The following is a 25,329-nucleotide window of genomic DNA, read 5'->3' as shown; positions in this document are numbered from 1 at the left end:
CGGTGAACGTGTAGCTCACCATGACCAGCATCATGGTGAGCTGGCCGGTGAGTTGATGGCCCGCGGGAAGCAGCCGAAGCAGCCAGCCATCAAGATTCCGCCGACGGGGGCGTACCAGTTGCGGGTAATGCGTACCGCTGCCGGGCCCGGCTTGTCGAACGGGATCACCACCGCCAACATCCCGGCCACGAAGATGCCGAACAGGCCGATGATGATGAAGTAGTGGGCCGGGTTGGCCAGCGGACCGGGGTCGCGACCGTTGCCGATGTGCCAGCTGACATCCCAAATGAAGCCGAACAGGGCGCAGATGATCGAGGTGGTGAACACCAGGATCGTCAGCGCCACCCAGGGCGGACGGTTGAACTTGTGTCCCAGCCGCTCTGCAACCGTGTTCAACCAGGTGATCCGGTGCGCGCGGTGGGCCCAGCCGACGTACAGCATGACGGCGCTGATGATCATGGCCGCGATCGAGAGGCCGATGACCTGGTTGAGGCCGGCGCCGCGCGCCGGCGGCTCGGCAAGAATTGTGAGTTCCACGTAATACCTCCCGACCGCCCTGTGACCGGCCGCGGAACCCGCAGGCCGCTAACTTACTTCACGGTAGGTTGCCAGGTCGACGTCCGTTTAAACTTCGGGCGTTTTGGGGTGGTCGCTTCTCTCTGCGTCGTCGCCGACCAGCTTTAGGCGCCGCTTCTTCGCATCGCTTGGCTCTGCGTCGTCGCCGGCAGGGGTCATGCGCCGCTCCTTCGCATCGCTTCGCTCTGCGTCGTCGCCGGCGCGGCGTCTGTCGCGGATCGCGATGTACAACACAACCCCGACGACGATCACCGCGGGCATGAACGCCGGTCCGGCCAACAGGATCCAGTGGTGGGCCAGGTAATGGACGTGCGGATCAGTCAATTGCGTTCACTTCCCGGGGCATCTACTTCCCGCACTCCTGGCGTACCCCGCGGCGGCCGCTGCAACCACATCACGTTTGTGCAGGTGCACACCGCTAGCCTAGCCTTGGCACGTTCAACGCAGGCTGCGGTGAGCCGGGGGCGTCTTATCCCGCGTGCTCTGACACCACGCGGCCGTGGTTCAACAGACATAAGGAGTAGCTGGTGACTCAGGCGGCGACTCGCCCACACCCCGGCACCGACAGCACCGACATCCTGACCGTGGCCCGTCAGCAGGTGCTCGAGCGCGGTGAGGGGCTGGGCCAGGAGCAGGTGCTGCGGGTGCTGCAGCTGCCCGACGACCGGCTCGAGGAACTCTTGGCCCTGGCCCACGAGGTGCGGATGGCCTGGTGCGGACCCGAGGTCGAGGTCGAAGGCATCATCAGCCTGAAAACCGGTGGCTGCCCGGAGGATTGCCACTTCTGCTCTCAGTCGGGGCTGTTCGCGTCGCCGGTGCGCAGCGCTTGGCTCGACATTCCCAGCTTGGTGGAGGCGGCCAAGCAGACCGCGAAGACCGGTGCCACCGAGTTTTGCATCGTGGCCGCGGTACGCGGACCCGATGAGCGGTTACTGGCTCAGGTCGCGGCCGGCATCGAGGCGATCCGCGATGCCGTCGACATCCAGATCGCCTGCTCGCTGGGGATGCTGACGGCCGAGCAGGTGGACCGGCTGTCGGCGATGGGTGTGCACCGCTACAACCACAACCTGGAGACCGCCCGCTCCTTCTTCCCCGACGTCGTGACGACGCATACCTGGGAGGAGCGCTGGCAGACGCTGTCGATGGTGCGTAACGCCGGCATGGAGGTGTGCTGCGGCGGCATTCTCGGCATGGGCGAGACGGTGGAGCAGCGTGCCGAGTTCGCCGCCAACCTGGCCGAGCTGGACCCCGATGAAGTGCCGCTGAACTTCCTCAACCCCCGTCCCGGCACGCCGTTCGGCGACCTCGAGGTGCTGCCGGCGAGCGAAGCGCTCAAGGCGGTGGCCGCGTTCCGGCTGGCCCTCCCGCGCACCATGCTGCGCTTCGCCGGCGGTCGCGAGATCACGCTCGGCGACCTGGGCGCCAAGCAAGGCATTCTGGGTGGCATCAACGCCGTGATCGTCGGCAACTATCTGACCACCCTGGGTCGGCCCGCCGAGGCCGACCTCAAGCTGCTGGACGATTTGCAGATGCCCATCAAGGCGCTCAACGCCAGCCTGTAGAACTGGAACTTGATGGTTCGCGATCTGCCCGCGCCGATCGGGGCGGGCGCTTACAACGTCTACACCGGCGCCCGTGTCGACGACACGGCCGGCAGCACCGTCCCGACGGCGGCCCAGCTCGGTCTGGAGCCGCCCCGGTTTTGCGCCGAATGCGGCCGCCGGATGGTGGTGCAGGTCCGGCCCGACGGCTGGTGGGCCAAATGCTCGCGGCACGGGCTCGTGGACTCGGGTGACCTGGAGGCGCGCCGATGACCGAGCCGGAGCCCGGCGCGCCACGCATTTCGCGACGGCGGGCGGTTTTCGCGATCGCGGCCGGGCTGCTGATCGCGGGTGTGCTCGTCGGCGGGCTGTGGGCGTGGATCGCCCCGCCGATCCACGGCGTGGTGGTGCTGACCCACGGCGGCGACCGGTTGCACGACTATCTGGGCAATGAATCCGACCATTTCTTCGTCGCGGCGTTCCTGATGCTCGGGCTGCTGAACGTCGTCGCCGCGGTGGCGGCAGTGCTGGCATGGCAGTGGCGGGCACACCGCGGACCGGGGATGGTGACCGGCCTTTGCGCCGGTGTGGTGATCGCCGCGGGGGCCGCTGTCGGAGTGGGCGCGCTGCTGGTGCACCTGCGTTATGGCACAATCGATTTCGCCACCGTGCCGGTAAGCCACGACCACCCGGTGCACTACTTCACCGAGGCGCCGCCGGTGTTCTTCGGTCGCACTGCGTTGCAGATCGCCTGCACGCTGCTGCTACCCGCGAGCACCGCAGCGCTGGTCTACGCGGTGCCGGTTGCCGCAACCGCGCGCGATGATCTCGGCGGCTATCCGGCCGTCGGCGCGGCTTATCCGCAGCCCGCCAAGACGCCGACCTCCGCGCCGTCATAGCGGGCGGCGGTGAATCGCCTTTCCGGTGATCACCTTGGCCGCGATCACGGCCAGCCGCGCCATGCCGACGTAGGTCGCGGGGTTGAACATCGTCGGCCACTTGGTCCTGACCAGGTGATCGGCCAGCGGTCGGCCGGCAAACCGGTCCTGCAGCCAGCGCAACGCCATCGGGGCGGACAGCGGATGCAGCAGCAGGTGCTCGTTGAACCCATCGCGGTGGTAGGTGACATCGGCTCCACCGGCCGAGTAGGCATGGGCCAAGTCATCGATGTCCTCGACGTCGATCAGGTAGTCGTGCACGGCCTGCACGATCAACACCGGCGGTGTCGGCACCATGGCGCCCAGCTTGATGCTGTCGAAGACGTGCTGAACCTCCGGCATGGAGAGGATCTCTTCGAGCGGCCGGTCGAGGTAGACGCCGACGTCCTTCTTCGCCATCCGCAGCACCGCGCCCACGGTCGTCATCCCCTCCAACCGCTTCAGCAGGGCGTGCCCCTCAGAGTTGGCGTGCTCCTGGATCACCCGGTCCAAGTCGGGATAGATGTGGACGAGCGCCGCGATCACCATCGCGGGCAAACCCGACAGGAAGGTGCCGTTGAGCCGACGGAAGGTGTGGCCGAGGTCGCCGACCGGTGATCCGAGTACGGCGCCGACGATGTCGAGTTCGGGCGCGTAGTCGGCGCACAGTTCAGCGGCCCAGGCGGTTGCCAGTCCGCCTCCGGAATATCCCCAGAGCGCGATCGGCGCCGACTGGGACAGTCCGAGCCGCTCGGTGCCCAGCGCGGCCCGGATCCCGTCGAGAATGAAATAACCGGGTTCGTAGGGGGCGCCCCACATTCCGTTGCGGCCTTCGTGGTCGGGTATCGAAACCGCCCAGCCTTCGGCGAGGCAGGCGGTGATCAGCAGCAACTCCAGCTGCGCCAACGCGCCGACCGCCCACGCGTTCCGTCGCAGCGCATAGGACGGAAAGCAGCGCGATGCCACGGCGTCGATGGCGCACTGATACGACAACACCGGGCAGGGACGTTCGGGAGTGACATCGGCGGGGACGATCACCGTACTCACCGTTGCGTCGGGCTTGCCGTTCATATCCGTGGTCCGGTACAGCAGCTGGGTGGCCATGGCCCGCTGCGGAATCAGCCCCAGAAATGCCAGCTCGACGTCACGTGAACGCAAGACGGTGCCCGGCAGCGCGTGCTGATACCCAGGCGGCGGCTGATAGAACAAATCATCCGAGGGCAGCAGCGGGCGGGCCTTGGGCCGCAACTCCTCGTGCGGCGTGCGTCCGATCCATTCCGCGCCGGTTGTCGTCGCAAGACTGCCAATGTCCATCTGGGCATTGTTACTTAAGACGGCATTAAGAATCCAGTCGGCCCGCCGGGAGGACGTAGGGCGGCGAATTCGTCGGTGACCCGCAGTTGCGAGTCGGTGAAGCGGAACAGCGCCGCCGGGCGGCCGCCGCTGCGACCGGACTGCGCGACGGTGCCGGTCGCGGTGATCACGCCGCGGCGGGCCAGCACGCGCTGCAGGTTTGTCGAATCAACCTGGTGCCCCAGCGCGGCACTGTAAATGTCACGCAGCGTCGATAGCGCGAATTCGGTTGGCGCTAGGGCGAATCCGATGTTCGTGTAGGACATCTTTGCCACCAGCCGGGTGCGTGCGTGTTCGACCATCGGGCCGTGGTCGAAGGCCATCGTCGGCAGCGCGGTGACCGGGTGCCAGCGGGTGTCGGGCGGCAACTCCGGGGTGGCGGGGGAGGGCACCAGGCCTAAGAACGTCGACGCGATCGTGCGGGTACCGGGCACCCGCGCCGGATCGGAGAACACCGCGAGCTGCTCGAGGTGAGCGACCTCACGCAGGTCAACCTTCTCGGCCAGTTGACGCCGCACCGACGTCGTCATGTCCTCGTCGTGGCGCAGCCGTCCGCCCGGTAACGACCATGCACCTTTCTGCGGATCGCGGGCGCGCTGCCACAGCAGGACGTTGAGCTGGGGCTTCTGGGTCTTGGGGCCGGATCCCAGACCGCGAACCTGAAACACGACGACGAGCACTTCGTGTGCAGTGCTACCATATGGCATGTTTTCGATTATAAGTCGAAAACCGGGGTCGGGGGCGAAAGGAACGGCCATGACGGTCCTGAATCGCACGGATCCGGTGGCGTCTGAGCACGTAACAGAATTGGCCGCAGCAATCACCAGCAGTCCCACCGGATACGCCGGCGTCGAAGGCGACGAACGATGGGCGGCCGAGATCCGGCGCCTGGCCGAGCTGCGCAATGCGACGATTTTGGCGCATAACTACCAGCTACCGGCCATCCAGGACGTCGCCGATCACGTCGGCGACTCGCTGGCGCTGTCCCGGATCGCAGCCGAGGCGCCCGAGGAAACCATCGTGTTCTGCGGCGTTCACTTCATGGCCGAGACCGCGAAAATCCTCAGCCCCGAAAAGACCGTGTTGATCCCCGACCAGCGGGCGGGCTGCTCGCTGGCCGACTCGATCACCCCCGAAGACCTGCAGGGCTGGAAGGACGAGCACCCCGACGCCGTCGTCGTCTCCTACGTGAACACCACCGCGGCGGTCAAGGCGCTCACCGACATCTGCTGCACATCGTCGAATGCCGTCGACGTCGTTGCCTCCATCGACGCGGACCGCGAGGTGCTGTTCTGCCCCGACCAGTTCCTCGGGGCGCATGTGCGCCGGGAGACGGGCAGGGAAAACCTGCAGGTGTGGGCCGGCGAGTGCCACGTGCACGCCGGGATCAACGGCGACGAGCTCACCGAGCAGGCCCGCGCGCACCCCGAGGCCGAACTGTTCGTCCACCCGGAGTGCGGGTGCGCCACGTCGGCGCTGTATCTGGCCGGCGAAGGCGCCTTCCCGCGGGAGCGGGTGAAGATCCTGTCAACCGGCGGCATGCTGGACGCCGCGCGGGCCACCCAGGCCCGCCAGGTGCTGGTCGCCACGGAGATCGGGATGCTGTATCAGCTGCGCAATGCCGCGCCCGGCGTCGACTTCCGCGCGGTCAATGACCGCGCCTCGTGCAAATACATGAAGATGATCACCCCCGCCGCGTTGCTGCGCTGCCTGATCGAGGGCGCCGACGAAGTTCACGTCGAGGCGCAGACTGCCCGGCTGGCGCGGCAAAGCGTGCAGCGGATGATCACCATCGGTCAGCCCGGAGACGGCGAATGAGCATTCACCCGGCCTGGCAGCAACAGGCCGACGTCGTGGTCATCGGCACCGGGGTGGCCGGCCTGGCCGCCGCGCTGGCGGCCCACCGCGCCGGGCGGCGAGTTGTCGTGCTCAGCAAGGCCCGCCGCAGGTTTGGTGTGACGGCCACCCACTACGCCCAGGGCGGGATCGCGGTGGTGCTGCCGGATACCGACGACTCGGTCGAGGCACACGTCGCCGATACGCTGGCTGCCGGCGCCGGCCTCTGCGACGCCGACGCGGTGACGTCGATAGTCGCCGATGGCTACCAGGCAGTAGCCGAATTGGTAACCGAGGGAGCACGATTCGACGAGGCGTCGGTCGGCAGATGGGCGCTGAGTCGCGAAGGCGGGCATTCACGGCGTCGCATCGTGCACGCCGGCGGCGATGCCACCGGCGCCGAGGTCCAGCGCGCGCTCGACCATGCCGCGGCCACACTGGCCATCCGCACCAACCACGCCGCCCTGCGGTTGCTGCACGACGGTGATGCGGTGACCGGGGTGTTGGTGGCCAATCGCGACGGCATTGGCATCGTGCACGCGGCGTCGGTGATCTTGGCCACCGGCGGGCTGGGACACCTCTACAGCGCGACCACTAATCCCGACGGCTCGACCGGCGACGGGATCGCCCTGGCGCTTTGGGCGGGTGTCGCGGTGAGCGACGTCGAGTTCATCCAGTTCCACCCCACGATGCTGTTCAACGGCCACCGCGGCGGTCGGCGACCCCTGGTCACCGAAGCGATCCGCGGTGAAGGCGCGATTTTGGTTGACAGTCAAGGCAATTCGGTTACCGCCGGCGTCCATCCGATGGGCGATCTGGCGCCGCGCGACGTGGTGGCGGCGGCTGTCGACGCCCGGCTGCGCGCAACAGGTGACCCGTGCGTTTACCTCGACGCCCGCAGCATCGTGGATTTCGAGGACCACTTCCCGACCGTCACCGCCGCGTGCCGGAAAGTCGGCGTCGACCCGGTCCGCGAACCCATTCCAGTGGTTCCGGGCGCGCACTACAGCTGCGGCGGAGTCGTCACCGATGTGCACGGACAAACCGAGCTGCCCGGGCTGTTCGCCGCGGGCGAGGTCGCTCGTACCGGAATGCACGGCGCCAACCGGCTGGCCTCCAACAGCCTGCTGGAGGGCCTGGTGGTCGGGGCACGGGCGGGACGAGCCGCGGCGGCGCACGCGGTGTCGGTCGGGCGTCCGCGCGCGACGGCGCCGGAATCGATTGGCCGTGCGGCGCTGGCCCGCGGCGACCTGCAAGGGGCGATGAGCCGCGATGCGTCGGTGGTCCGCGACGCCGATGGTCTGCGCAGGCTGACCGGCCAGCTGTCGACGGCGCCGGTGCGGGCCATGTTCACCCATGTCGACCTGGAGGACGCGGCATTGACGGTGACCGCCCGCGCGGTCGCCGCCGCCGCGCTGACCCGCGACGAAAGCCGCGGCTGTCACTACCGCGCCGAATACCCCGACGCCCCCCTCGCTCCGGCGCGCAGCATCGTCGTCCGGCTCGCCGATGACGACAGCGCGCAGGTCGAGGAGCCGGTGGCGGCGTGCTAATGCGCCTCTCTGAATGTGAGCTCGCCGACGCTCGCGCCACGATCAGCCGCGCCCTCGCCGAGGACCTGCGCTACGGACCGGATGTCACAACGTTGGCGACGGTGCCCGATGGCGCCACCACCACCGCGTCGCTGATCACCCGTGAGCCGGGCGTGATCGCCGGTGTGGACGTCGCATTGCTGGTGCTCGACGAGGTGCTCGGCGCCGGCGGCTACCGGGTGCTCGATCGCGTCGGAGACGGCGCGCGGCTGCAGCCGGGGGCGCCCGCGTTGACGGTGGAGGCCCAGATGCTCGGCCTGTTGACCGCCGAACGAACCCTGCTCAACCTGATCTGCCACCTGTCCGGGATCGCCACCGCAACGGCCGCATGGGTCGATGCCGTGCACGGCACCAACGCGAAAATCCGCGACACCCGCAAGACGCTGCCGGGCCTACGGACCCTGCAGAAGTACGCCGTCCGGGTCGGCGGTGGCGTCAACCATCGGCTCGGCTTGGGTGACGCCGCGCTGATCAAGGACAACCACGTTGCGGCGGCGGGATCGGTGGTCGCGGCGCTACGCGCGGTGCGGGCGGCGGCACCCGATCTGCCGTGCGAGGTCGAGGTCGACTCGCTTGAGCAGCTCGACGACGTGTTGGACGAGAAGGCTGAATTGGTGCTGCTCGACAACTTTCCGGTCTGGCAAACCCAGATCGCGGTGCAGCGCCGCGATGCCCGCGCGCCGGAAACCAAACTGGAGTCGTCGGGCGGGCTTTCGCTCGAGACCGCAGCGGAGTACGCCGGTACGGGCGTGGATTACCTGGCTGTCGGCGCGCTCACCCACTCGGTGCGGGTGCTGGACATCGGCCTGGACATCTGACGGCTCTCAGGGCTTGACGCAGTCCAGCAGAACAAAACTCGGATACTTTAGGAAGTCGTCCCAGTACGCGGGATCGCCGTCGGGGTTATGTGACACCTCGGGCATGTGCACCGCGAAGTTCGCGAAACCCGTCTGGGCGAACGCGGATTCGTAGGCCGCGATCGGCATGTAGTAGTTCTCGATCTCGAGCCTCGAATCCCCCAGCAGCAGAATATATTTCGTCGGAGCACCTTCGACGGTGCGGCCGGAAAGTGACAGCTGAAATCCATACTTGCGGTAGTCGGGCAGTGGGTCGAGACCATACACCGCGGGGTTGCCGACCATGGTGACAAGACGCCCGCCCGACCTGAGCCGGCTCGCGAGCCCGCGGCACATCTGCACGAGTTCGGCTCGGGTTTGCGCGTACACCAGCAGCCAGGCGCCGACGACGAGGTCGAAATCCGCGTGCTCGGCCACGGCGCGGGCGTCTTCGACGCGGTATTCGATCCCGAGCGGCTGACGCGTCTCCTGCTCGCGGGCCAACTCGATCATCCGCTCGGAGATGTCGATCCCGACCACTTCGGCGGCGCCGGCCTTACCCAGCAATCGCGTGAAATGTCCTTCGCCACAGGCGACGTCGAGCACGCGTTTCCCCTCGACATCGCCAATGAGGTTCATGAATGAATAGGTTTCGGCGTGCGCACGCCAGGACTGAGCCTTGGCTTGTTGATACTGCTCCGCGATCCGATTTTCGTTGTAATCGGTGACCATGATGACCAAGACTAGCCCCGGATCTCACCACCGTGGCGGCGCGGCCCCTCGCCCGAAGCCCCACGTCGACTGACCCAATCTGGGCTTACGCGGTTCGTCAGGCGTCTGCTGAAAGTCGGCTTGCAGCAACGGTTCCGCATCGGCGCCCTCGGTGAGCGCCGAACAGGGCGTGGTGAACTCGCAGTCGCGACAATGCGCGGCGAACGTCGGGTAGACGGTTGGCCAACTGGTCATGTCGACCGCCTCGGCAGCGATCTGCGGCCCCACCGTGGCGATCTGGTGGCGGCTGCGACGGATGCGGGTACGACGCAGTACGCCCGCGGTGCGCTGCTCGGTCCGGTCGGTCGCACTGCGGCGCGATGCCTGCGCGGACACCCGCTGGTGCTGAGGGAGCGATCGACCGCCACCGCTGGCCTCGTGTTGGGCCACCGCTTTCGGCAGGCGCTTCATCGCCGACCCGGCCGGCGGGAACTTGAGCGGGCCGGCGACGCGCACCTCGTTGTGGATGGTTCCGGCGATCTGTACGCCGATGTAGTCGTGCTCGAACGCCCAACACGACGCCACCGCCTCCTCGTCGCGGACCAACGTGTCGATGTCCTGCCAGTCGTCGACGATCCGATGGCAGACCACCCAGTACTCGTCGGCGGCGTCCACGGCCACTAAATCGATTTGGCACGGGTAGATCACCGGCGATCCGTCGTGCACCAACAATCCGCCCTCGGGATCGTCGGGATCCGGGACCAGGGCCTCGACATCGAGGTTGATCTTGACCGGTGCGAAGTCGTCGACAACGTTTGCCCAGGCGTCATAACAGTCCAGCAGCGCTGCTGCCTTGTGGAGCATGTCGGTCGCGTCGGCATCGTCCAATGACCGCGTGAGTGCCTTGTGCACCAGGGGTTGGGTCACCTCGTGTTGCCAGTCCCAGGTGCCGGGGTAGTAGTACACGGCCAGCGCATCCTTGAGCGCAGCGGGCAGGGCAGGGTCGACGAACCCGGCCGGTCGCAGGTTGCGGCGATGCGGTGACGCGAAATCCCACTGCCGCCGGCAGCGCTTGAACCGTGCGCGCTCCTCGGCGGTGATCCGATAATCGACCATGTGCCACGCCGCTCAATGATGGTGCGCGTGCTGTTGCGGCCAGGGCTCGTCGATCGGCCACCGACACCGGTCCGCGGTGTTGGCCATCGACTCGAGTTCGGCGAGCAGATCGTCGAAGAAGGCCCGAAGCCGTCCGGGTTCGTCTTGCGGCCACGCGGCCGAAAACGACATCCACACGTCGGGCGCGGTGACGGGAGAGGGGATTTGGGCACCCGTCAGCACTCGCCAGTGATAGGCATCGCCGCAGCGCTCGAGGTACACGAGGTCGTCGCGACCGGGGCGTGCCGCCACGATCGAGGCGAAGAGTTCATCTCGAGTCATGCCGTGCCCCGTTTTTCCAGGATAGGCCTGGCGGCGGTTGCGATCTAGCGGTGAAGTAGGCGGCGTGCGGCCGGTTTGGCGGCGGCGAGCGCATCCGCGTCGCCCGCGATGCGCGACAGGATCAGCGCTCCCTCGATCAGTGAGATGACTGCCACTGCAACGCTTTTCGCGTCGTTTGTCGGCCAGCCGTCGACGTGCAGCCGCTCTTCGATCGCCGTGCACCAGCCGGAGAAGGCGCGCGCCGACGCCTCGCGCATCTGCGGGCTGGCATGCACCGATTCGGTGGCGATCGGCTCGATGGGGCAGCCGTCGCGCCGATCGGCGGTCAGCCCGCCGACCAGCAAGTCAATCCACCGGTCGACGATGTCAGCCACCGGCAGCCCGCCTGCCAGGAATCTGCGCAGCAGTTGCTCGATGGCGGCCCCGGCGTGATCGACAACGGCGGCGGCCAGCTGCTGCTTGCCCTGCGGAAAGTGGTGATACAGCGAGCCTGGCTTGATGGCCGCTTCGTCGAGGATCTGGTTGAGCCCGGTCGCGGCGTAGCCCTGACGGCGAAACAACGTGGCCGCGGTGTCGATCAATGCGGCTCGGCTGCGGTCCGGTCTCGGCACGGTATTGACTTTACTTGAGTGATCGCTCAAGAATGCTGCAATGAAGCAGCTGACATTCGAAGATGTCGGGCGATACGTCTGGCGCGACGTGCCCGATCTGGAGATCACCGCGCCGGAGCAGGCCCTGATCAGGCCTTTGGCGGTGGCCTGTTGCGACCTTGATGTCGCAGTCGTCCATGGCCGATTGCCCATGCCGCCCGGACATGCAGTGGGCCACGAGGGGCTCGGCGAGGTTGTCGCGGTGGGTGACGACGTATCCGGCGCCCGAGTGGGCGACCGCATGGTCGTACCGTTTCAGATCAGCTGCGGATACTGCCGCGAATGCCGCCGCGGCGTCACGGGTTCCTGCGCGTCGCTGCCGCTCATGGCGATGTACGGAATGGCACCGCTTGCCGGTCTGGACGGTGGCGGATTCATGAGCGATCTCGTACTTGTGCCCTACGCCGACGCGATGCTGATCCCCGTTCCCGACGCCGTGGACCCGATCGCTATCGCCTCACTGTCGGACAATATTCCCGACGGTTGGCGCGCGGTTGGGCCTTACCTTGCGGAGCTGGCCGGGCTCGATCAGGCCGATCGCCGCGTCCTCGTCGTCGGCCGCCTGTCGATCGGGCTGTACGCGGCGGCATTCGCGGCAGCACTCGGCTTCCATGTCGACTACTTCGATACCGATTCGGACCGCCTGGCGGCCGCCGAGAAGCTCGGGGCAGCGGTCCATGACGTAGCCAAACCCGACAAGTCTTGGGATCTGTATCCCGTCACCGTGAACACCAGCGGCGATTCAGCGCTGCTGGCCGCATCGCTGCGTGCCACGTGGCCGGACGGGGTGTGCACCGACACCGGGATTTACCCCGAATACAACGTCGAGATGCCGCTGCTGCCGATGTACACCCGCGGTGTGCGGTTCGTCACCGGGCGGGTCAGTGCGCGCGCCGTCATCCCGGAAATCCTGGAGCTACTGGCCGGCGGCTGCGATCTGTCCCCGGTTGTCGACCGTGTCGTGGCCTGGGAAGACGCACCGTCGGTGTGGCCGACAATGGCCGGCAAGACGGTTTTTAGCCGGCTCTAGGCGATATCGGCGACGAAGACCCCGACCCGGCCGATCTGCTGGCGGGCCAAGAAGGGCAGCCCCCTGCCGTCGCTGCCGGCGGGCAGGACCCGAGGGTTGGTGATGTGGACGTCCTTGCGGATGAAGTGCACGTCGGCTTCACCGGCCGCCAGCACGTTCTTCACCCAATTCGTTTTGCCGTGGGCCAGCCCGATGGCCAGCACGTTGCCTTTGCGGTACGCGGTCACGATGGTCTCGTACTGCTTGCCGGATGTGCGGCCACGGTGCTTGATCACCGAGAACGTCGGAAGGTAGCGCGCGAACGGCTTCACCGCGGGGTTGAAGTACTTGGTCTGGAAGTTCTCGAACCAGACCGGGAAGAGCATCGGGACGCCCGGGGCGTTGTTGGGATGGTCCTTTGTGGACATGGCGGCTCCGTTTTTCGTGGTGTGCCGCCACTGTACCGGCCTGGTATGGCGCTGATCTGCGCTGGGACAGTGACTTCCACTCCTCAGGCAAGGCGATCAGCCAATTTCGCGACAGCGTTGCTGACGTCTATCTCCGGGTCGAGTTGGGCCGCGCACCGTAACGACGTGATGAGGAGCTCGACGACTACTTCGACCAACGCGTCGGGATCAAAAGGGCGGTCGTTCTTCAGCCAGTAGGCGGTGGCCTCGTCGAGAGCGCCCGCGCAGGAGCGCAGCATTAATCGCAATGCCGGCCCGGTGATGTCGAGTTCGAGCAGCTGACAGGTCCACTCGATGGTGTGCCAACGCGACTGATCGAAGATTTCCCACGCTTCGGGGTCGCCGCCGCTCCCGCCGAGCACCAATCGCTGGGCCATCCCGTCGTGTTCGCTGAGGTAGGCCAAGTGGGCGCGCAACATCCGTCGAAATTGCTGACCGGCAGAGCCGTCGCTGGGCGGCGGTGTGGTGGCGGCGTTGAGTTTATTGGCGGCATCGCGTAGGGCTTCGAGGTAGATCTCGCGCTTGTTCCCGAAATAGTGGAACAGCAGGCCCTGGGCGACACCAGCGGTTTCGGTGATGTCGCTCGTCGCGACGTCGTCAAAGTGACGGGCCGAGAAGTGCCCGACAGCGGCGTCGAGAAGCTTGCGCCGGGTCAGTTCGGCCTGCGCCTGACGTTGCGTCTGGCGGCCCAGGTTGGCGTTGCCGGCGGTCACAGATAGATCGTGCTTCACGACGACTGGCGAGCACAACTCAACGAATCTAACTCATAGAGGTTCACTCATTGACTCTAACTCAACAAGCTGCGTACGTTGTTGGCATCCGCACCGGCCCGAGGAGACCGCTCATGTCCGCAGCCAAGACGTTCGTCATCGTGCAAATCCTGATCAACGATCGGGATGCCTACCACCAGTACGAAACCGCCGGCCACCAAGAGATCTTCGACAAGTTCAGTGGGAAGGTCGTCGGCCTCGACGAAAAGGTCGAAATCGTCGAGGGCAGCTGGCCCTTCACCCGGACGGTGCTCATCGAATTTCCGAGCAAGGAACTCGCGCGCGCCTGGTATGAGTCCGACGAATATCAGGCCGTGGCTGGGTTACGCCATGGCTCCACCACATCGAATCTGGTGCTTGTTTCGGGTTTCCCTGAAGCGCCTTGATTCTCACCCGCGGGGCGATCACCGGCCCGAACCCCCCGAAAACTAAACCCGTTGCTTCCATCGGGGACAATGGTCGATGTGAACGTGATGGTGCGCATCGACCTGCGGGGTAAGGAGCTGTCGACTGCCCGGCTGCGGGCAGCGTTGCCCCGCGGCGGAGTGGACGTGGATGCCGCGCTGCCGTCGGTGCGCCCGATCGTCGAGGCGGTTGCTGAGCGGGGCGCGGAGGCCGCGCTGGAATACGGCGAGTCGTTTGACGGAGTGCGCCCACCGAGCGTCCGGGTGCCCGCCGCCGAGTTGGACGGCGCGCTGGCCGGCCTGGACCCCGACGTCCGGGTCGCCCTGGAGGTCGCGATCGAGCGCACCCGTGCCGTGCATGCCGACCAGCGCCGCACCGACTCCACGACGACGCTGGGCCCGGGCGCCACCGTCACCGAGCGGTGGGTTCCCGTCGAGCGGGTCGGGCTGTATGTGCCTGGCGGCAACGCGGTGTACCCGTCCAGCGTGGTGATGAACGTGGTGCCGGCGCAGGCTGCCGGCGTCGGCTCGCTGGTGGTGGCCAGCCCGCCGCAGGCGCAATCGCAGGGCCGATTTCAGGGACTGCCGCACCCGACGATCCTGGCCGCCGCGCGCATGCTGGGCGTCGACGAGGTGTGGGCGGTCGGCGGGGCGCAGGCGGTGGCGTTGCTGGCCTACGGCGGAACCGACACCGACGGCGCCGATCTCGCACCGGTCGACATGATCACCGGGCCCGGCAACATCTACGTCACCGCGGCCAAACGGATCTGCCGCTCGCGGGTCGGCATCGACGCCGAAGCGGGGCCCACTGAGATCGCCATCCTGGCCGACCACACCGCCGACCCCGCGCATGTCGCCGCCGACTTAATCAGCCAGGCCGAACACGATGAGATGGCCGCCAGCGTGCTGGTGACACCGAGCGCCGACTTGGCCGATGCGACCGACAGCGAGCTGGCCGTCCAGCTGGCCACTACCGTGCACCGCCAGCGGGTGACAACCGCGCTTGCCGGGCGGCAGTCGGCGATCATTTTGGTCGACGACATCGACGCCGGTATCCGCACCGTCAACGCCTACGCCGCCGAACACCTGGAGATCCAGACCGCCGAGGCGGATCGGGTTGTGGCGCAAATCCACTCGGCGGGCGCCATCTTCGTCGGCGCGTACTCGCCGGTCAGCCTCGGCGACTACTGCGCCGGTTCCAACCACGTGCTGCCGACGGCGGGAAGTGCCCGGCATTCCAGTGGCCTGTCCGTGCAGACATTTCTGCGCGGCATCCACGTCGTCGACTACACCGAGGCAGCCCTGAAAGATGTTTCGGGGCACGTGGTTACGTTAGCCAAGGCCGAAGACCTGCCCGCACACGGCGAGGCGGTACGGCGCAGGTTCGAGCGATGACCAAACAGCCGGCGCTCGACGACCTGCCGCTGCGCGACGACTTGCGCGGCAAATCGCCCTACGGTGCGCCGCAGCTGGCGGTTCCGGTGCGGCTGAACACCAACGAGAATCCGCATCCGCCGACCAAGGCACTGGTCGACGACGTTGTTGCGTCCGTGCGCGATGCCGCCGTCGATCTGCACCGGTATCCCGATCGCGACGCGGTGGCTTTGCGCCGTGACCTGGCCGCCTATCTCAGCGTGCAGACCGGTGTTCAGCTTGGCGTGGAAAACCTTTGGGCCGCAAACGGTTCCAATGAGATTCTGCAGCAGTTGCTGCAGGCTTTCGGCGGACCGGGGCGTAGCGCGATTGGATTCGTCCCGTCATACTCGATGCACCCGATCATCTCCGACGGCACGCATACCGAATGGATCGAGACGGTGCGCGCCGCGGACTTCAGCCTCGACGTCGAGGCTGCCGTCGCCGCGATCGCCGACCGTGCGCCCGATGTGGTGTTCGTCGCCAGCCCCAATAATCCGTCGGGGCAGAGTGTTTCGCTGCCCGATCTACGGAAGTTGCTGGGTGCGACGCCTGGGATCCTGATCGTGGACGAAGCCTATGGAGAGTTTTCGTCGCAGCCCAGCGCGGTGTCGCTGGTCGCGGAGTATCCGACCAAGCTGATCGTGACCCGCACCATGAGCAAGGCCTTCGCCTTCGCCGGCGGTCGGCTCGGCTATCTGATCGCCACCCCGGCGGTGATCGACGCGATGCTGTTGGTGCGGCTGCCATATCACCTGTCGTCGGTCACTCAGGCCGCCGCCCGGGCCGCGTTGCGGCACGCTGATGACACCTTGGGCAGCGTCGCGGCGTTGATCGCCGAACGCGAGCGGGTGAGCGCGGCGTTGAGCGGCATGGGATTTCGGGTCGTCCCAAGCGACGCCAACTTCGTGCTGTTCGGGCAGTTCGCCGACGCGCCGACGGCCTGGCAGCGCTATCTGGATGCCGGCGTCCTGATCCGCGACGTCGGTATCCCCGGCTACTTGCGCGTCACCACCGGGCTGGCCGAAGAGAACGACGTCTTCCTGCAGACGAGCGCCCAGATCGCCGCCACCGAATTGGCCCAGCCGTTAGGAGCGTCATGAGCCCGCAGCGCCACGCCCGCGTCGAACGCACCACCAAGGAATGCGACATCGTCGTCGAACTCGACCTGGACGGGACCGGAAAGGTGCACGTCGACACCGGAATCCCGTTCTATGACCACATGCTGACCGCGCTGGGCAGCCACGCCAGCTTCGACCTGACGGTGCGGGCCAAGGGTGATGTCGAGATCGAGGCGCATCACACCATCGAAGACACCGCGATCGTGCTCGGCCAGGCTCTCGGGCAGGCGCTTGGGGACAAAAAGGGCATCCGCCGGTTCGGCGACGCCTACATCCCGATGGACGAGGCGTTGGCGCATGCCATTGTCGACGTGTCTGGCCGTCCGTACTGCGTGCACACCGGCGAGCCGGATCACCTGCGGCACTTCACTATTGCCGGTAACACCGTGCCGTATCACACGGTCGTGAACCGCCACGTGTTCGAGACACTGGCGAACAACGCGCGGATCGCGTTGCATGTGCGGGTGCTGTACGGCCGCGACCCGCACCACATCACCGAAGCCGAGTACAAGGCCGTCGCCCGCGCATTGCGCTACGCCGTTGAGCTGGATTCGCGGGTCTCCGGTGTGCCGTCCACCAAAGGGACCTTGTGAAACCCAAATCCGTTGTGGTTTTGGACTATGGCTCAGGCAATCTGCGGTCTGCGCAGCGTGCGCTGCAACGCGTCGGCGCCTCGGTCGACGTGTCGGCCGACCTCGACGCCGCCGCGGCGGCCGATGGATTGGTGGTGCCGGGCGTCGGCGCCTTTGAGGCGTGCATGTCCGGGCTGCGCGGGATAGGCGGAGAGCGGGTCATCGCCGAGCGAGTCGCGGGCGGGCGACCGGTGCTGGGCGTGTGTGTCGGCATGCAGATCTTGTTCGCCCGCGGTGTCGAGTTCGGGGTCGAGACCGGCGGCTGCGGACAGTGGCCCGGCGCCGTGACTCGGTTGGACGCACCGGTGATCCCGCACATGGGGTGGAACGTGGTGGTGGGTGCGCCGGGCACCGCGCTGTTCAAAGGGCTTGATCCCGATGCCCGGTTCTATTTCGTGCACTCTTACGCGGCCCAGCGGTGGGAAGGCCGATCCGCGGCGCTGCTGACGTGGGCCACCCATGGAGTGCCGTTTCTGGCCGCGGTCGAGGACGGGCCGCTGACTGCCACCCAGTTTCATCCGGAAAAGAGCGGGGACGCCGGGGCGGCCGTGTTGAGCAATTGGGTTGAGGGGTTATAGAGGGGTAAGCCGTGTCGTTGATTTTGTTGCCCGCTGTCGACGTGGTCGAGGGTCGGGCGGTGCGCTTGGTGCAGGGCCGGGCCGGTAGCGAAACCGAATACGGCTCAGCTTTGGACGCCGCGCTGGGCTGGCAACGCGACGGTGCCGAATGGGTTCACCTGGTCGACCTGGACGCGGCGTTCGGCCGCGGTTCCAATCGTGAACTGCTGGCCGAGGTGGTGGGCAAGCTCGACGTGCAGGTCGAACTGTCCGGTGGCATCCGCGACGACGACTCGTTGGCGGCCGCCCTGGCGACCGGATGCGCCCGGGTCAACCTGGGGACCGCTGCGTTGGAGAATCCGCGGTGGTGTGCCCAGGTGATCGCCGAGCACGGCGACAAGGTTGCTGTCGGCCTGGACGTGCAAATCGTCGACGGCGATCATCGGCTGCGCGGCCGCGGCTGGGAAACCGACGGCGGCGATCTGTGGGAAGTACTGGAACGCCTTGACAGCGAAGGGTGTTCGCGGTTCGTCGTGACCGATGTCACCAAGGACGGCACATTGACCGGGCCCAACCTCGGTCTTCTTCGCGCTGTCGCCGAGCGTACCGACGTGCCGGTGATCGCGTCGGGCGGCGTGTCCAGCCTGGACGATTTGCGCGCCATCGCCACCCTGACCGGGAGCGGGGTCGAGGGCGCGATTGTGGGAAAGGCGCTTTACGCCGGACGATTCAGCTTGCCGCAGGCGTTCGCCGCGGTGGCAGGTTAGGACGGCAATGGATCTCGACGTGCACGTGGCCTCGGTAGTGGAGAAAGCGTCGGCGATCCTGGACGCCGCGGCGGAGCCGTTCATCGCCGGTCACCGCGCGGATTCCGCCGTCAGCAAGCGGGGTGACGATTTCGCCACCAAGGTCGATCTGGAGATTGAGCGCCAGGTTGTCGACGCGCTGGTGAAGACGACCGGAATTGACGTGCACGGCGAGGAGTTCGGCGGAGCTGACATCGACTCGCCGTGGGTATGGATTCTGGACCCGATCGACGGCACCTTCAACTACGCCGCCGGCTCGCCGATGGCCGCGATCCTGCTGGGTCTGCTGCACGACGGAGATCCGGTGGCAGGCCTGACGTGGTTGCCGTTCACCGGCGAGCGCTACGTCGCGGTCGCAGGCGGCCCGCTGATGAAAAACGGTGCGCCGCAAGAGGCACTGACCAAGGCCGAGCTCACGGAATCGGTCATCGGTGTCGGAACCTTCAACGCCGACTCGCGTGGCCGGTTTCCGGGCCGCTACCGGATCGCGGTGCTCGAAGAGCTCAGCCGGGTGTCATTGCGGCTGCGGATGCACGGCGCCACCGGCATCGACCTCGCCTATGTTGCCGACGGGATTCTCGGCGGTGCAATCAGTTTCGGCCACCATGTATGGGATCACGCCGCGGGTGTGGCGCTGGTGCGGGCCGCAGGTGGCGTTGTGACAAACCTGGCCGGCGAACAGTGGACCCCCGATTCGCGGTCCGCGCTGGCCGCCGCCCCCGGTGTGCACGCCGAGATGCTCGAAATGCTGGACAGGGTAGGACGACCGGATGAGTACTGACGCTTACTGTGGCACCGATCTCGCGGTGCGGGTGATTCCCTGCCTGGACGTCGACGGCGGTCGGGTGGTCAAAGGTGTCAACTTCGAGAACCTGCGGGACGCAGGTGATCCCGTCGAACTCGCCGCCGCCTACGACGCCGAGGGCGCCGACGAGCTGACCTTCCTCGACGTGACCGCGTCGTCGTCGGGACGGGCCACCATGCTCGAGGTGGTGCGCCGCACCGCCGAGCAGGTGTTCATCCCACTGACCGTAGGCGGCGGGGTGCGCACGGTGGCCGACGTCGACGTGCTGCTGCGGGCCGGCGCGGACAAGGCGTCGATCAACACCGCTGCCATCGCGCGCCCCGAGTTGCTGGCCGAGATGGCCAATCAGTTTGGCTCGCAGTGCATCGTGTTGTCCGTCGACGCCCGCACCGTGCCCGCCGGCTCGGCCCCCACACCATCGGGTTGGGAGGTCACTACCCACGGTGGGCGCCGCGGCACCGGCATCGACGCCGTCGAATGGGCGGCCCGCGGCGCCGAGCTCGGGGTGGGGGAGATCCTGCTCAATTCGATGGACGCCGACGGTACCCAGGCCGGCTTCGACCTGGCGATGCTGCGGGCGGTTCGCGCGGCGGTGACCGTGCCGGTGATCGCCAGCGGAGGCGCGGGTGCGGCCGAGCATTTCGCACCGGCGGTCGCCGCGGGTGCCGATGCGGTATTGGCCGCCAGCGTCTTTCACTTCCGGCAGTTGACGATCGGACAGGTGAAGGCGGCCATGGCCGCAGAAGGGATCACCGTCCGATGACGCTCGACCCCGCGATCGCCGCACGCCTCAAGCGCAACGCCGACGGGCTGTTCACCGCCGTCGTCCAGGAACGCAGCAGCGGCGACGTGTTGATGGTCGCGTGGATGGACGACGAGGCACTGGCCCGCACCCTGGAAACCCGTGAAGGAACGTATTTTTCGCGGTCACGCGGCGCGCAGTGGGTCAAGGGAGCGACTTCTGGAAACACCCAGCAAGTGCATTCGGTGCGTCTGGACTGCGACGGCGACGCAGTGCTGCTCGTGGTCGACCAGGTCGGTGGCGCCTGCCACACCGGTGACCACAGCTGCTTCGACGCCGACGTGTTGCTGGAGCCGGACGACGACTGACCGGGTCGAGACGGCGGTGCCAGGTTGCCAGCGTGTCGTTACGCCGCGGCGGAGGCGGCGGGTTATCCACAGTTGGGTGTTGCTCCACAGGTCGCCCATTCGTGACCCTGCCAAAAAGGTTGAGTCAGTGGAGACGCCTAAGGTCGAAAGTATGTTCGACAACTCGCTGCCGGATCTTGAGGAGCTGAAGCGCGCCGATGACTCGATGGTCGTGGCCGCGGTCACGGGCTGGGCGCGGGTGGAGGCCGCGGCGTCAGCCCGCCGATTTGCTGCCATAGCCGAACTGGTGAGCCGCAGGGTCGAAGGCGGCTCTGCCGAATGCGGGCGGTGGTCCTGTGACAACTGGGATGCGATGGCTGCTGAAATTGCTGCTGCTCAGGGCATTAGTCATGGCATGGCATCAGGTCAGATGTATCTGAGCGTCGGACTACGTGACCGGCTGCCTCGAGTAGCTGAGCTCTTCGCCGACGGGATGATCAGCTACTGGCTGGTGCGGATGATCGCTTGGCATACCTACCTGATCAAAGACTCCGAGGCGCTGCGGCTGGTCGATAAGACCATCGCCGAGGACGCCGCACTTTTCGGGCCGATGTCGATCCACAAGACCGTCCAAGCCATCGAGGCGATCGTGGACCGCCACGATCCGGGCGCGCTGCGTCGCACCCGTGCAACCGCACGCAGCCGGGAGGTAGTGATTGACTCGGCCGACCAACAGTCCGGCACCGCAGCAATATGGGGCCGCCTATTCGCGACAGACGCGACCGCGTTGGATCGGCGGCTGATGCAGATGGCCCACGAGGTTTGCGATGACGATCCGCGTACCATCGCGCAGCGCCGCGCCGACGCATTAGGGGCGCTGGCCGCCGGAGCCGAACGGCTAAAGTGCGCTTGCGGCAACGCGAACTGCCCGGCCGATGCAGAAGGCGCTGAGCGGTCTAGCGGTGTGGTCATCCACGTCGTCGCCGATGCATCGGCGGTGAACGCCCAACCAGACCAGCATCTCTCTGGTGCCCCCACGCGGCAACCCACTGCCACCGGCGCACCACTGGTGCGGCCTCCCGCGCCCGAACCCGAGCCACCCGGAGGCTGGGTGGCCAAACCGCCGGCCGCACTCATCACCAGTGGTGGTGTGGTACCCACGCCGCTATTGGCGGAGCTAATCAAACGTGGTGCGAAGATCCAGCCGCTGTGGCATACCGGCGGCGCCGCACCGGAATCGGGCTACCGGCCGTCGGCCGCCGTGGAGCGGTTTGTCCGCTGTCGGGATTTGAGCTGTCGCTTTCCCGGCTGCGATCGACCTGCCGAGTTCTGCGATGTGGACCACACGGTGCCCTACCCGCTCGGGCCGACGCACCCCTCCAATCTCAAATGTCTCTGTCGAAAACACCACCTGCTCAAAACATTTTGGGGAGGTACAAACGGCTGGCGCGATGAACAGCTACCCGACGGCACTGTCATCTGGACCGCGCCGACCGGGCAGCGGTACACCACTCGCCCGGGCAGTCGCCTGCTATTCCCCAGCTTATGCCTGCCGACTCGCGAATTGCCTTCTGCCCCAACGGTGGATCGACCGCCGGGCGACCGGGGGGTCATGATGCCGGTGCGCCGACGAACTCGGGAGCAGGACCGCGCGCATCGCATCGATGCTGAACGTGCACTGAACAACGCCCATATCGCCGAACGCAACCAACCGCCGCCTTTCTAAGCCGGCCTGGGTCTCAATCCCTCGGCCTGTGCTGCCGCCGCGCGAGCCATTCGCGGCGCGTTACGGCCGCTCGATGTGGCTGCGCCGGATTGCCTCCATGTCGATCGCGGTTGCGTTTTGGGAACCGCATTGCTGAACGAAGGTGGTTTTGGTCTAGCCTGCGCTGCTCGTAGTGCGCAACGATGGACTAGGACGAGTGGATGGAGCGGAGATGCGTGAATCACGGTTGATGGGCGGTGTACGCAGGGCCCTTGTCGTCGGCGGTGCAGTGTTCGGTATCGCCCTGTTGAGCGCTGGTGTGGCGGGTGCCGCCGACCCGGTCCAGTTGAAGAGTCGATTGGGCAATTGGTGTCTAGACGCTCCGGGTGGGAACAACACTGCGACGATGGTCAACTCTTGCGATGGGTCGAAATCCCAGCTCTGGAATCGCAACTCTGCCGGTCAGATCGAGAGCGTTGCCTTCCCCGGGGCTTGCCTTAGCATCAGTAACGCGGCAGATACCACCCCGGTAATCCTCTCGACCTGTCAGGCCAATTCGAACAACCAGCTTTGGAGCACCCAACCCAACGCCCAGGTGACGAGTGCGCTCGGTCCCTGCCTCAACATCGACGGCGGCGTCGCGAACCCGGGGACTGCGGTAATCGCCTACCACTGCATCCCCGATGTGACAGACGAGGAGTGGGATAGCGTGCCGTGACCGGCCTCCCTGCTAGCCGGCGGCCTCTAATCCGTTGGCGGCCCCTACCGCCGCACGGGCCCATTCGTCGCTTCGCACAGCGGGCGCGATCCGATCCTTCCGAATCAGCTCAGCATTGACGCGAGTTCCGTTGGTTCCGTTGGTCATTGCGACCGGCGGTCGAAATGCGAAGGTCCGATTAGCAGTGGCGATGGCCAAAAGCCCGTCGGTGTCACTGAATCCGTTGGCGCGCATGGTGTCCTCGGCCCATCTGAATGGGGTGAGCCCGGAGAAATCGTTGACATACGCCACCCAAAGGTGGACGTTGCGCTCGGTGAAGAGCTTCGAGATCGCGCCCTCCACCGCGGCGCGGCCGGCAGGGGCCAACACGCCTGACGGATCGGTGATGTACCTCGTGAGTTGGATCGACGATGGCGCCGCGGGGCCGCCGTTGCTTCGCTGGCTCGGGCCGGGGCTGGCGCCGTCGCCCGGCTGGTTCGTGGCGGTATGGACGCCGGTGCCTGACAAGTGCGCGTGGCGACGCATCAGATCTACGCCGACCACACTCGCCACCGCGAGCAGCACGAGCGTGGCGACGACAGTCGAGATCAGCACAGCTGGCCGCAGCCCGCGGCGCCGACCTTTCGCCTGCGTGGACTGCGGCGGCGCCGCAACACGAGTCGTGGGGGCGACGGCCGCCTGGGCGGCGACAGTGTTCGCCACCGCGGCGTTCGGCTGTCCGGTGAGTGCCGCTGCGAAATCGGAACAGGTCGGGTAGCGATCATCGGGGTCCTTTGCCAGCACTTTGGTGATCACGTCATTAAGTTCCGCGAGCTCGGGTCGTCGTTCGCCGATCAGTGGGGGCGGCGCGGATAGGTGTTGGGTGATGACCACTGCCGGATTGGAATTTTGATACGGCGCTGCCCCGGTCAGCAGGTGAAAAGCGGTGCAACCGAGTGCGTATTGGTCGGCCCGCCCATCGATATCGGAACCCATGAGTTGTTCGGGCGCCGAGTAGGCCGTGGTCCCGACCACCATGTTGGTGGCGGTGAGACCGCTGATATCAGCGATTTCTCTGGCAATGCCGAAGTCGGCCAACAAGATCCGTCGCGTCCGCGGATCGGCATCAGTCAGCAGGATATTGGCGGGCTTGACGTCTCGGTGCAGCAATCCCCGTAGATGGGCGTAATCGAGGGCGTCAGCGACGGCGGTGACGATCTCGAACGCTTCGTGTTTCGGTATCCCGGTTGGATATCGGCTGCGGAGCAACTCGGCGGCGTCGGTTCCCTCGACATAGTCCATCGAAAGCCACAGCTGTCCCTCGAACTCGCCACGGTCGTGGATGCCGACAATGTGGGGATGCCACAGCTCCGCGGCGAGGTCCGCTTCGCGGCTGAATCGCTGACGGTACTCGTGGTCCGCGGTCAGGCTGGCCGGTAGCACCTTGAGGGCGTCTCGGCGGGGCAGCCGCGGATGTTGGGCCAGGTAGACCTCGCCCATCCCGCCGGAGCCCAACCGCCGCACGATCGTGTATCCGGCGAACACATCTCCGGGGTTCAGCGGCATGCGTTTCTCCTATGTCAAGCCGCTGCCAGTTGGCAAGGGTTATTACGGGTTTGGTGGTCGGTGTGGAGGTGGCCAAAGACGGTGCGAGCGATGCGCCGTTTTAGGCAGCGCAGCGCTTCTGCCGAGGAGTCGCCGGCGGCGAGTCGCGTGCGGTAGTAGGTGCGTCCGAGGCCGTCGAGACGGATCTGGGTGACCGCAATGCGGTGCAGCGCAGCGTTGAGTTGACGGTTGCCCGAACGTGTCAGCCGTACGCGGCCGGCGGTGTTACCTGACCACACCGGAATAGGTGCAACCCCAGAGTGGCGGGCAAACGCGGCCTCACTTTTAAAGCGGGCCACCCCGGCGGCTTCACCGACGAGTTTGGCCGCAGTGAGCTCACCGCAGCCCGGAAGGGTTAGCAGCGCGGGAGCAACCTGGCGACTGCGCTCACCGATGCGTTTGGTCAACACCTCGATCGCCGCGCTAAGCCGGGTAATGTCGGCCAGCTCGTCTCGGGCCAGCTCGGCGACCAGACCCGCTACGGTGTCCAGCCAGACGCGCAACACATCGCGGTGCTTAACCAGATGCAGCGAACCCGGCTTAGGGGCGCGTTCGGGATCGAGTTCATGAACCCGCCACCGAAGCCGGTTGATCGTCGCCGTGCGTTGGGCCACAAGCACTTCGCGGCGATCCACCAACAACTTCAGTTCCCGCGACACTTCGTCATGTGAGGCGACCGGCAAGTCGGGTTCACGCAGATACCCTCGCGCCACCGCCAAGGCATCAATCGGGTCAGACTTACCCCTGGTGCGCGCCGAGGCCCGGGTCTGGGCCATCAACTTCGGTGGCACCCGCACCAC

Annotated in this window: 29 protein-coding genes and 1 pseudogene; 18 read left to right on the top strand and 12 right to left on the bottom strand. The window is 66.6% G+C overall.

Annotated elements, in window-relative coordinates:
• Positions 1-78: 78 nt before the first annotated feature.
• A pseudogene (locus VKI00_RS19230) lies at positions 79-459 on the bottom strand (hypothetical protein); the annotation flags it as partial.
• A 165-nt stretch (positions 460-624) separates the two neighbouring features.
• Entirely contained in the window at positions 625-900 is a 276-nt protein-coding gene (locus tag VKI00_RS19225; protein WP_324440197.1) for a hypothetical protein, read from the bottom strand.
• Between the two features lie 203 nt (positions 901-1,103).
• Here VKI00_RS19225 and bioB point away from each other — a divergent pair, with 203 nt between their 5' ends.
• The 3 genes from bioB to VKI00_RS19210 are packed head-to-tail and all read left to right on the top strand — an operon-like array spanning position 1,104 to position 3,016.
• On the top strand, positions 1,104-2,138 hold the full coding sequence (gene bioB / locus VKI00_RS19220; RefSeq protein ID WP_324440183.1) for a biotin synthase BioB: 1,035 nt from the start codon (positions 1,104-1,106) through the stop codon (positions 2,136-2,138).
• A gap of 12 nt (positions 2,139-2,150) precedes the next feature.
• Positions 2,151-2,390, top strand: a complete 240-nt coding sequence (locus VKI00_RS19215) for a hypothetical protein (RefSeq protein WP_324440193.1) — start codon at positions 2,151-2,153, stop codon at positions 2,388-2,390.
• Positions 2,387-3,016, top strand: a complete 630-nt coding sequence (locus tag VKI00_RS19210; protein WP_324440181.1) for a DUF2567 domain-containing protein — start codon at positions 2,387-2,389, stop codon at positions 3,014-3,016. Before VKI00_RS19215 ends, VKI00_RS19210 begins: the two co-directional genes overlap by 4 nt.
• Here VKI00_RS19210 and VKI00_RS19205 read toward each other — a convergent pair.
• Positions 3,011-4,348: a lipase family protein gene (locus tag VKI00_RS19205; protein WP_324440179.1), complete on the bottom strand. Its 1,338-nt coding sequence runs from the start codon at positions 4,346-4,348 to the stop codon at positions 3,011-3,013. The two genes, VKI00_RS19210 and VKI00_RS19205, sit on opposite strands and share 6 nt — an antisense overlap.
• 14 nt (positions 4,349-4,362) lie before the next feature.
• Entirely contained in the window at positions 4,363-5,094 is a 732-nt protein-coding gene (locus VKI00_RS19200; RefSeq protein WP_324440177.1) for an NUDIX hydrolase, read from the bottom strand.
• 49 nt (positions 5,095-5,143) lie between these two features.
• On the opposite strand from VKI00_RS19200, the gene nadA reads away from it, so the two are divergent.
• From nadA to nadC, 3 genes are read left to right on the top strand one after another with little or no spacing between them, the layout of a single operon-like run.
• Positions 5,144-6,205, top strand: a complete 1,062-nt coding sequence (nadA, locus tag VKI00_RS19195) for a quinolinate synthase NadA (protein WP_324440175.1) — start codon at positions 5,144-5,146, stop codon at positions 6,203-6,205.
• Complete coding sequence (locus VKI00_RS19190) at positions 6,202-7,776, top strand: L-aspartate oxidase (RefSeq protein ID WP_324440173.1); 1,575 nt, start codon at positions 6,202-6,204, stop codon at positions 7,774-7,776. Before nadA ends, VKI00_RS19190 begins: the two co-directional genes overlap by 4 nt.
• Positions 7,776-8,633 carry a carboxylating nicotinate-nucleotide diphosphorylase gene (gene nadC, locus VKI00_RS19185; RefSeq protein ID WP_324440171.1) on the top strand — a complete coding sequence of 286 codons (858 nt, stop codon included), beginning with the start codon at positions 7,776-7,778 and terminating at the stop codon, positions 8,631-8,633. Before VKI00_RS19190 ends, nadC begins: the two co-directional genes overlap by 1 nt.
• Before the next feature lie 6 nt (positions 8,634-8,639).
• On the opposite strand, the gene VKI00_RS19180 is transcribed toward nadC, so the two are convergent.
• Genes VKI00_RS19180 through VKI00_RS19165 form a run of 4 tightly spaced genes read right to left on the bottom strand, consistent with a single transcriptional unit; the run spans position 8,640 to position 11,410 of the window.
• Positions 8,640-9,383, bottom strand: a complete 744-nt coding sequence (locus tag VKI00_RS19180) for a class I SAM-dependent methyltransferase (protein WP_324440169.1) — start codon at positions 9,381-9,383, stop codon at positions 8,640-8,642.
• 24 nt (positions 9,384-9,407) lie between these two features.
• A complete protein-coding gene (locus VKI00_RS19175) occupies positions 9,408-10,478 on the bottom strand; it encodes a hypothetical protein (protein WP_324440167.1) in 1,071 nt (356 codons plus the stop codon).
• Between the two features lie 12 nt (positions 10,479-10,490).
• A complete protein-coding gene (locus VKI00_RS19170; protein ID WP_324440165.1) occupies positions 10,491-10,799 on the bottom strand; it encodes a hypothetical protein in 309 nt (102 codons plus the stop codon).
• A 44-nt stretch (positions 10,800-10,843) separates the two neighbouring features.
• On the bottom strand, positions 10,844-11,410 hold the full coding sequence (locus VKI00_RS19165; protein ID WP_324440163.1) for a TetR/AcrR family transcriptional regulator: 567 nt from the start codon (positions 11,408-11,410) through the stop codon (positions 10,844-10,846).
• A 40-nt stretch (positions 11,411-11,450) separates the two neighbouring features.
• Here VKI00_RS19165 and VKI00_RS19160 point away from each other — a divergent pair, with 40 nt between their 5' ends.
• Complete coding sequence (locus VKI00_RS19160; protein ID WP_324440161.1) at positions 11,451-12,479, top strand: zinc-dependent alcohol dehydrogenase; 1,029 nt, start codon at positions 11,451-11,453, stop codon at positions 12,477-12,479.
• Here VKI00_RS19160 and VKI00_RS19155 read toward each other — a convergent pair.
• Together VKI00_RS19155 and VKI00_RS19150 are read right to left on the bottom strand one after the other, a co-directional pair.
• Positions 12,476-12,886 carry a nitroreductase family deazaflavin-dependent oxidoreductase gene (locus VKI00_RS19155; RefSeq protein WP_324440159.1) on the bottom strand — a complete coding sequence of 137 codons (411 nt, stop codon included), beginning with the start codon at positions 12,884-12,886 and terminating at the stop codon, positions 12,476-12,478. The two genes, VKI00_RS19160 and VKI00_RS19155, sit on opposite strands and share 4 nt — an antisense overlap.
• Before the next feature lie 83 nt (positions 12,887-12,969).
• Positions 12,970-13,638, bottom strand: coding sequence for a TetR/AcrR family transcriptional regulator (locus VKI00_RS19150; RefSeq protein ID WP_324440157.1), 669 nt, complete (start codon positions 13,636-13,638; stop codon positions 12,970-12,972).
• Between the two features lie 131 nt (positions 13,639-13,769).
• Here VKI00_RS19150 and VKI00_RS19145 point away from each other — a divergent pair, with 131 nt between their 5' ends.
• From VKI00_RS19145 to VKI00_RS19095, 11 genes are all read left to right on the top strand, one after another.
• Entirely contained in the window at positions 13,770-14,081 is a 312-nt protein-coding gene (locus VKI00_RS19145; protein WP_324440155.1) for a DUF1330 domain-containing protein, read from the top strand.
• An 84-nt stretch (positions 14,082-14,165) separates the two neighbouring features.
• Positions 14,166-15,494, top strand: coding sequence for a histidinol dehydrogenase (gene hisD, locus VKI00_RS19140; protein ID WP_324440191.1), 1,329 nt, complete (start codon positions 14,166-14,168; stop codon positions 15,492-15,494).
• Positions 15,491-16,615 (top strand): histidinol-phosphate transaminase, encoded by a 1,125-nt coding sequence (locus VKI00_RS19135; RefSeq protein WP_324440153.1) that lies wholly within the window; start codon positions 15,491-15,493, stop codon positions 16,613-16,615. The genes hisD and VKI00_RS19135 overlap by 4 nt, the downstream gene beginning before the upstream one ends.
• Positions 16,612-17,226, top strand: a complete 615-nt coding sequence (gene hisB / locus VKI00_RS19130; RefSeq protein WP_324440150.1) for an imidazoleglycerol-phosphate dehydratase HisB — start codon at positions 16,612-16,614, stop codon at positions 17,224-17,226. The genes VKI00_RS19135 and hisB overlap by 4 nt, the downstream gene beginning before the upstream one ends.
• The gene (gene hisH, locus VKI00_RS19125) at positions 17,223-17,843 is read left to right on the top strand and encodes an imidazole glycerol phosphate synthase subunit HisH (RefSeq protein ID WP_324440148.1); all 621 of its coding nucleotides are present in this window, start codon (positions 17,223-17,225) and stop codon (positions 17,841-17,843) included. The genes hisB and hisH overlap by 4 nt, the downstream gene beginning before the upstream one ends.
• Positions 17,844-17,854: 11 nt before the next feature.
• The gene (gene priA / locus VKI00_RS19120) at positions 17,855-18,589 is read left to right on the top strand and encodes a bifunctional 1-(5-phosphoribosyl)-5-((5-phosphoribosylamino)methylideneamino)imidazole-4-carboxamide isomerase/phosphoribosylanthranilate isomerase PriA (RefSeq protein WP_324440146.1); all 735 of its coding nucleotides are present in this window, start codon (positions 17,855-17,857) and stop codon (positions 18,587-18,589) included.
• 7 nt (positions 18,590-18,596) lie between these two features.
• Positions 18,597-19,409, top strand: a complete 813-nt coding sequence (locus VKI00_RS19115; RefSeq protein WP_324440143.1) for an inositol monophosphatase family protein — start codon at positions 18,597-18,599, stop codon at positions 19,407-19,409.
• Entirely contained in the window at positions 19,399-20,196 is a 798-nt protein-coding gene (gene hisF, locus VKI00_RS19110) for an imidazole glycerol phosphate synthase subunit HisF (protein ID WP_324440141.1), read from the top strand. Before VKI00_RS19115 ends, hisF begins: the two co-directional genes overlap by 11 nt.
• The gene (gene hisI, locus VKI00_RS19105; protein ID WP_324440139.1) at positions 20,193-20,543 is read left to right on the top strand and encodes a phosphoribosyl-AMP cyclohydrolase; all 351 of its coding nucleotides are present in this window, start codon (positions 20,193-20,195) and stop codon (positions 20,541-20,543) included. Before hisF ends, hisI begins: the two co-directional genes overlap by 4 nt.
• A gap of 127 nt (positions 20,544-20,670) precedes the next feature.
• Positions 20,671-22,248: an HNH endonuclease signature motif containing protein gene (locus tag VKI00_RS19100; RefSeq protein WP_324440137.1), complete on the top strand. Its 1,578-nt coding sequence runs from the start codon at positions 20,671-20,673 to the stop codon at positions 22,246-22,248.
• Between the two features lie 211 nt (positions 22,249-22,459).
• Positions 22,460-22,945: an RICIN domain-containing protein gene (locus VKI00_RS19095; RefSeq protein WP_324440135.1), complete on the top strand. Its 486-nt coding sequence runs from the start codon at positions 22,460-22,462 to the stop codon at positions 22,943-22,945.
• Between the two features lie 12 nt (positions 22,946-22,957).
• Here VKI00_RS19095 and VKI00_RS19090 read toward each other — a convergent pair whose 3' ends face one another.
• The gene (locus tag VKI00_RS19090) at positions 22,958-24,490 is read right to left on the bottom strand and encodes a serine/threonine-protein kinase (RefSeq protein WP_324440133.1); all 1,533 of its coding nucleotides are present in this window, start codon (positions 24,488-24,490) and stop codon (positions 22,958-22,960) included.
• 14 nt (positions 24,491-24,504) lie between these two features.
• Positions 24,505-25,329: IS110 family transposase (locus tag VKI00_RS19085; protein ID WP_324440131.1), on the bottom strand; the 825-nt coding region annotated here is incomplete at its 5' end.

The organism is Mycobacterium sp. (assembly GCF_035314665.1).
GTDB lineage: Bacteria > Actinomycetota > Actinomycetes > Mycobacteriales > Mycobacteriaceae > Mycobacterium.
Note: the sequence above shows the minus strand (reverse complement) of the source record. Positions and strands in the feature narration are given on the sequence as shown.

Bases quoted from the DNA above. Each gene is read 5' to 3' on its own strand.
- nadC (WP_324440171.1), top strand. From the start codon at position 7,776: ATGCGCCTCTCTGAATGTGAGCTCGCCGACGCTCGCGCCACGATCAGC.
- hisI (WP_324440139.1), top strand. From the start codon at position 20,193: ATGACGCTCGACCCCGCGATCGCCGCACGCCTCAAGCGCAACGCCGAC.
- VKI00_RS19215 (WP_324440193.1), top strand. From the start codon at position 2,151: ATGGTTCGCGATCTGCCCGCGCCGATCGGGGCGGGCGCTTACAACGTC.
- VKI00_RS19180 (WP_324440169.1), bottom strand. From the start codon at position 9,383: ATGGTCACCGATTACAACGAAAATCGGATCGCGGAGCAGTATCAACAA.
- VKI00_RS19095 (WP_324440135.1), top strand. From the start codon at position 22,460: ATGCGTGAATCACGGTTGATGGGCGGTGTACGCAGGGCCCTTGTCGTC.
- VKI00_RS19135 (WP_324440153.1), top strand. From the start codon at position 15,491: ATGACCAAACAGCCGGCGCTCGACGACCTGCCGCTGCGCGACGACTTG.
- VKI00_RS19160 (WP_324440161.1), top strand. From the start codon at position 11,451: ATGAAGCAGCTGACATTCGAAGATGTCGGGCGATACGTCTGGCGCGAC.
- hisB (WP_324440150.1), top strand. From the start codon at position 16,612: ATGAGCCCGCAGCGCCACGCCCGCGTCGAACGCACCACCAAGGAATGC.
- nadA (WP_324440175.1), top strand. From the start codon at position 5,144: ATGACGGTCCTGAATCGCACGGATCCGGTGGCGTCTGAGCACGTAACA.
- VKI00_RS19170 (WP_324440165.1), bottom strand. From the start codon at position 10,799: ATGACTCGAGATGAACTCTTCGCCTCGATCGTGGCGGCACGCCCCGGT.
- VKI00_RS19210 (WP_324440181.1), top strand. From the start codon at position 2,387: ATGACCGAGCCGGAGCCCGGCGCGCCACGCATTTCGCGACGGCGGGCG.
- VKI00_RS19090 (WP_324440133.1), bottom strand. From the start codon at position 24,490: ATGCCGCTGAACCCCGGAGATGTGTTCGCCGGATACACGATCGTGCGG.
- hisF (WP_324440141.1), top strand. From the start codon at position 19,399: ATGAGTACTGACGCTTACTGTGGCACCGATCTCGCGGTGCGGGTGATT.
- VKI00_RS19155 (WP_324440159.1), bottom strand. From the start codon at position 12,886: ATGTCCACAAAGGACCATCCCAACAACGCCCCGGGCGTCCCGATGCTC.
- VKI00_RS19145 (WP_324440155.1), top strand. From the start codon at position 13,770: ATGTCCGCAGCCAAGACGTTCGTCATCGTGCAAATCCTGATCAACGAT.
- VKI00_RS19115 (WP_324440143.1), top strand. From the start codon at position 18,597: ATGGATCTCGACGTGCACGTGGCCTCGGTAGTGGAGAAAGCGTCGGCG.
- VKI00_RS19200 (WP_324440177.1), bottom strand. From the start codon at position 5,094: ATGCCATATGGTAGCACTGCACACGAAGTGCTCGTCGTCGTGTTTCAG.
- VKI00_RS19205 (WP_324440179.1), bottom strand. From the start codon at position 4,348: ATGGACATTGGCAGTCTTGCGACGACAACCGGCGCGGAATGGATCGGA.
- VKI00_RS19190 (WP_324440173.1), top strand. From the start codon at position 6,202: ATGAGCATTCACCCGGCCTGGCAGCAACAGGCCGACGTCGTGGTCATC.
- VKI00_RS19175 (WP_324440167.1), bottom strand. From the start codon at position 10,478: ATGGTCGATTATCGGATCACCGCCGAGGAGCGCGCACGGTTCAAGCGC.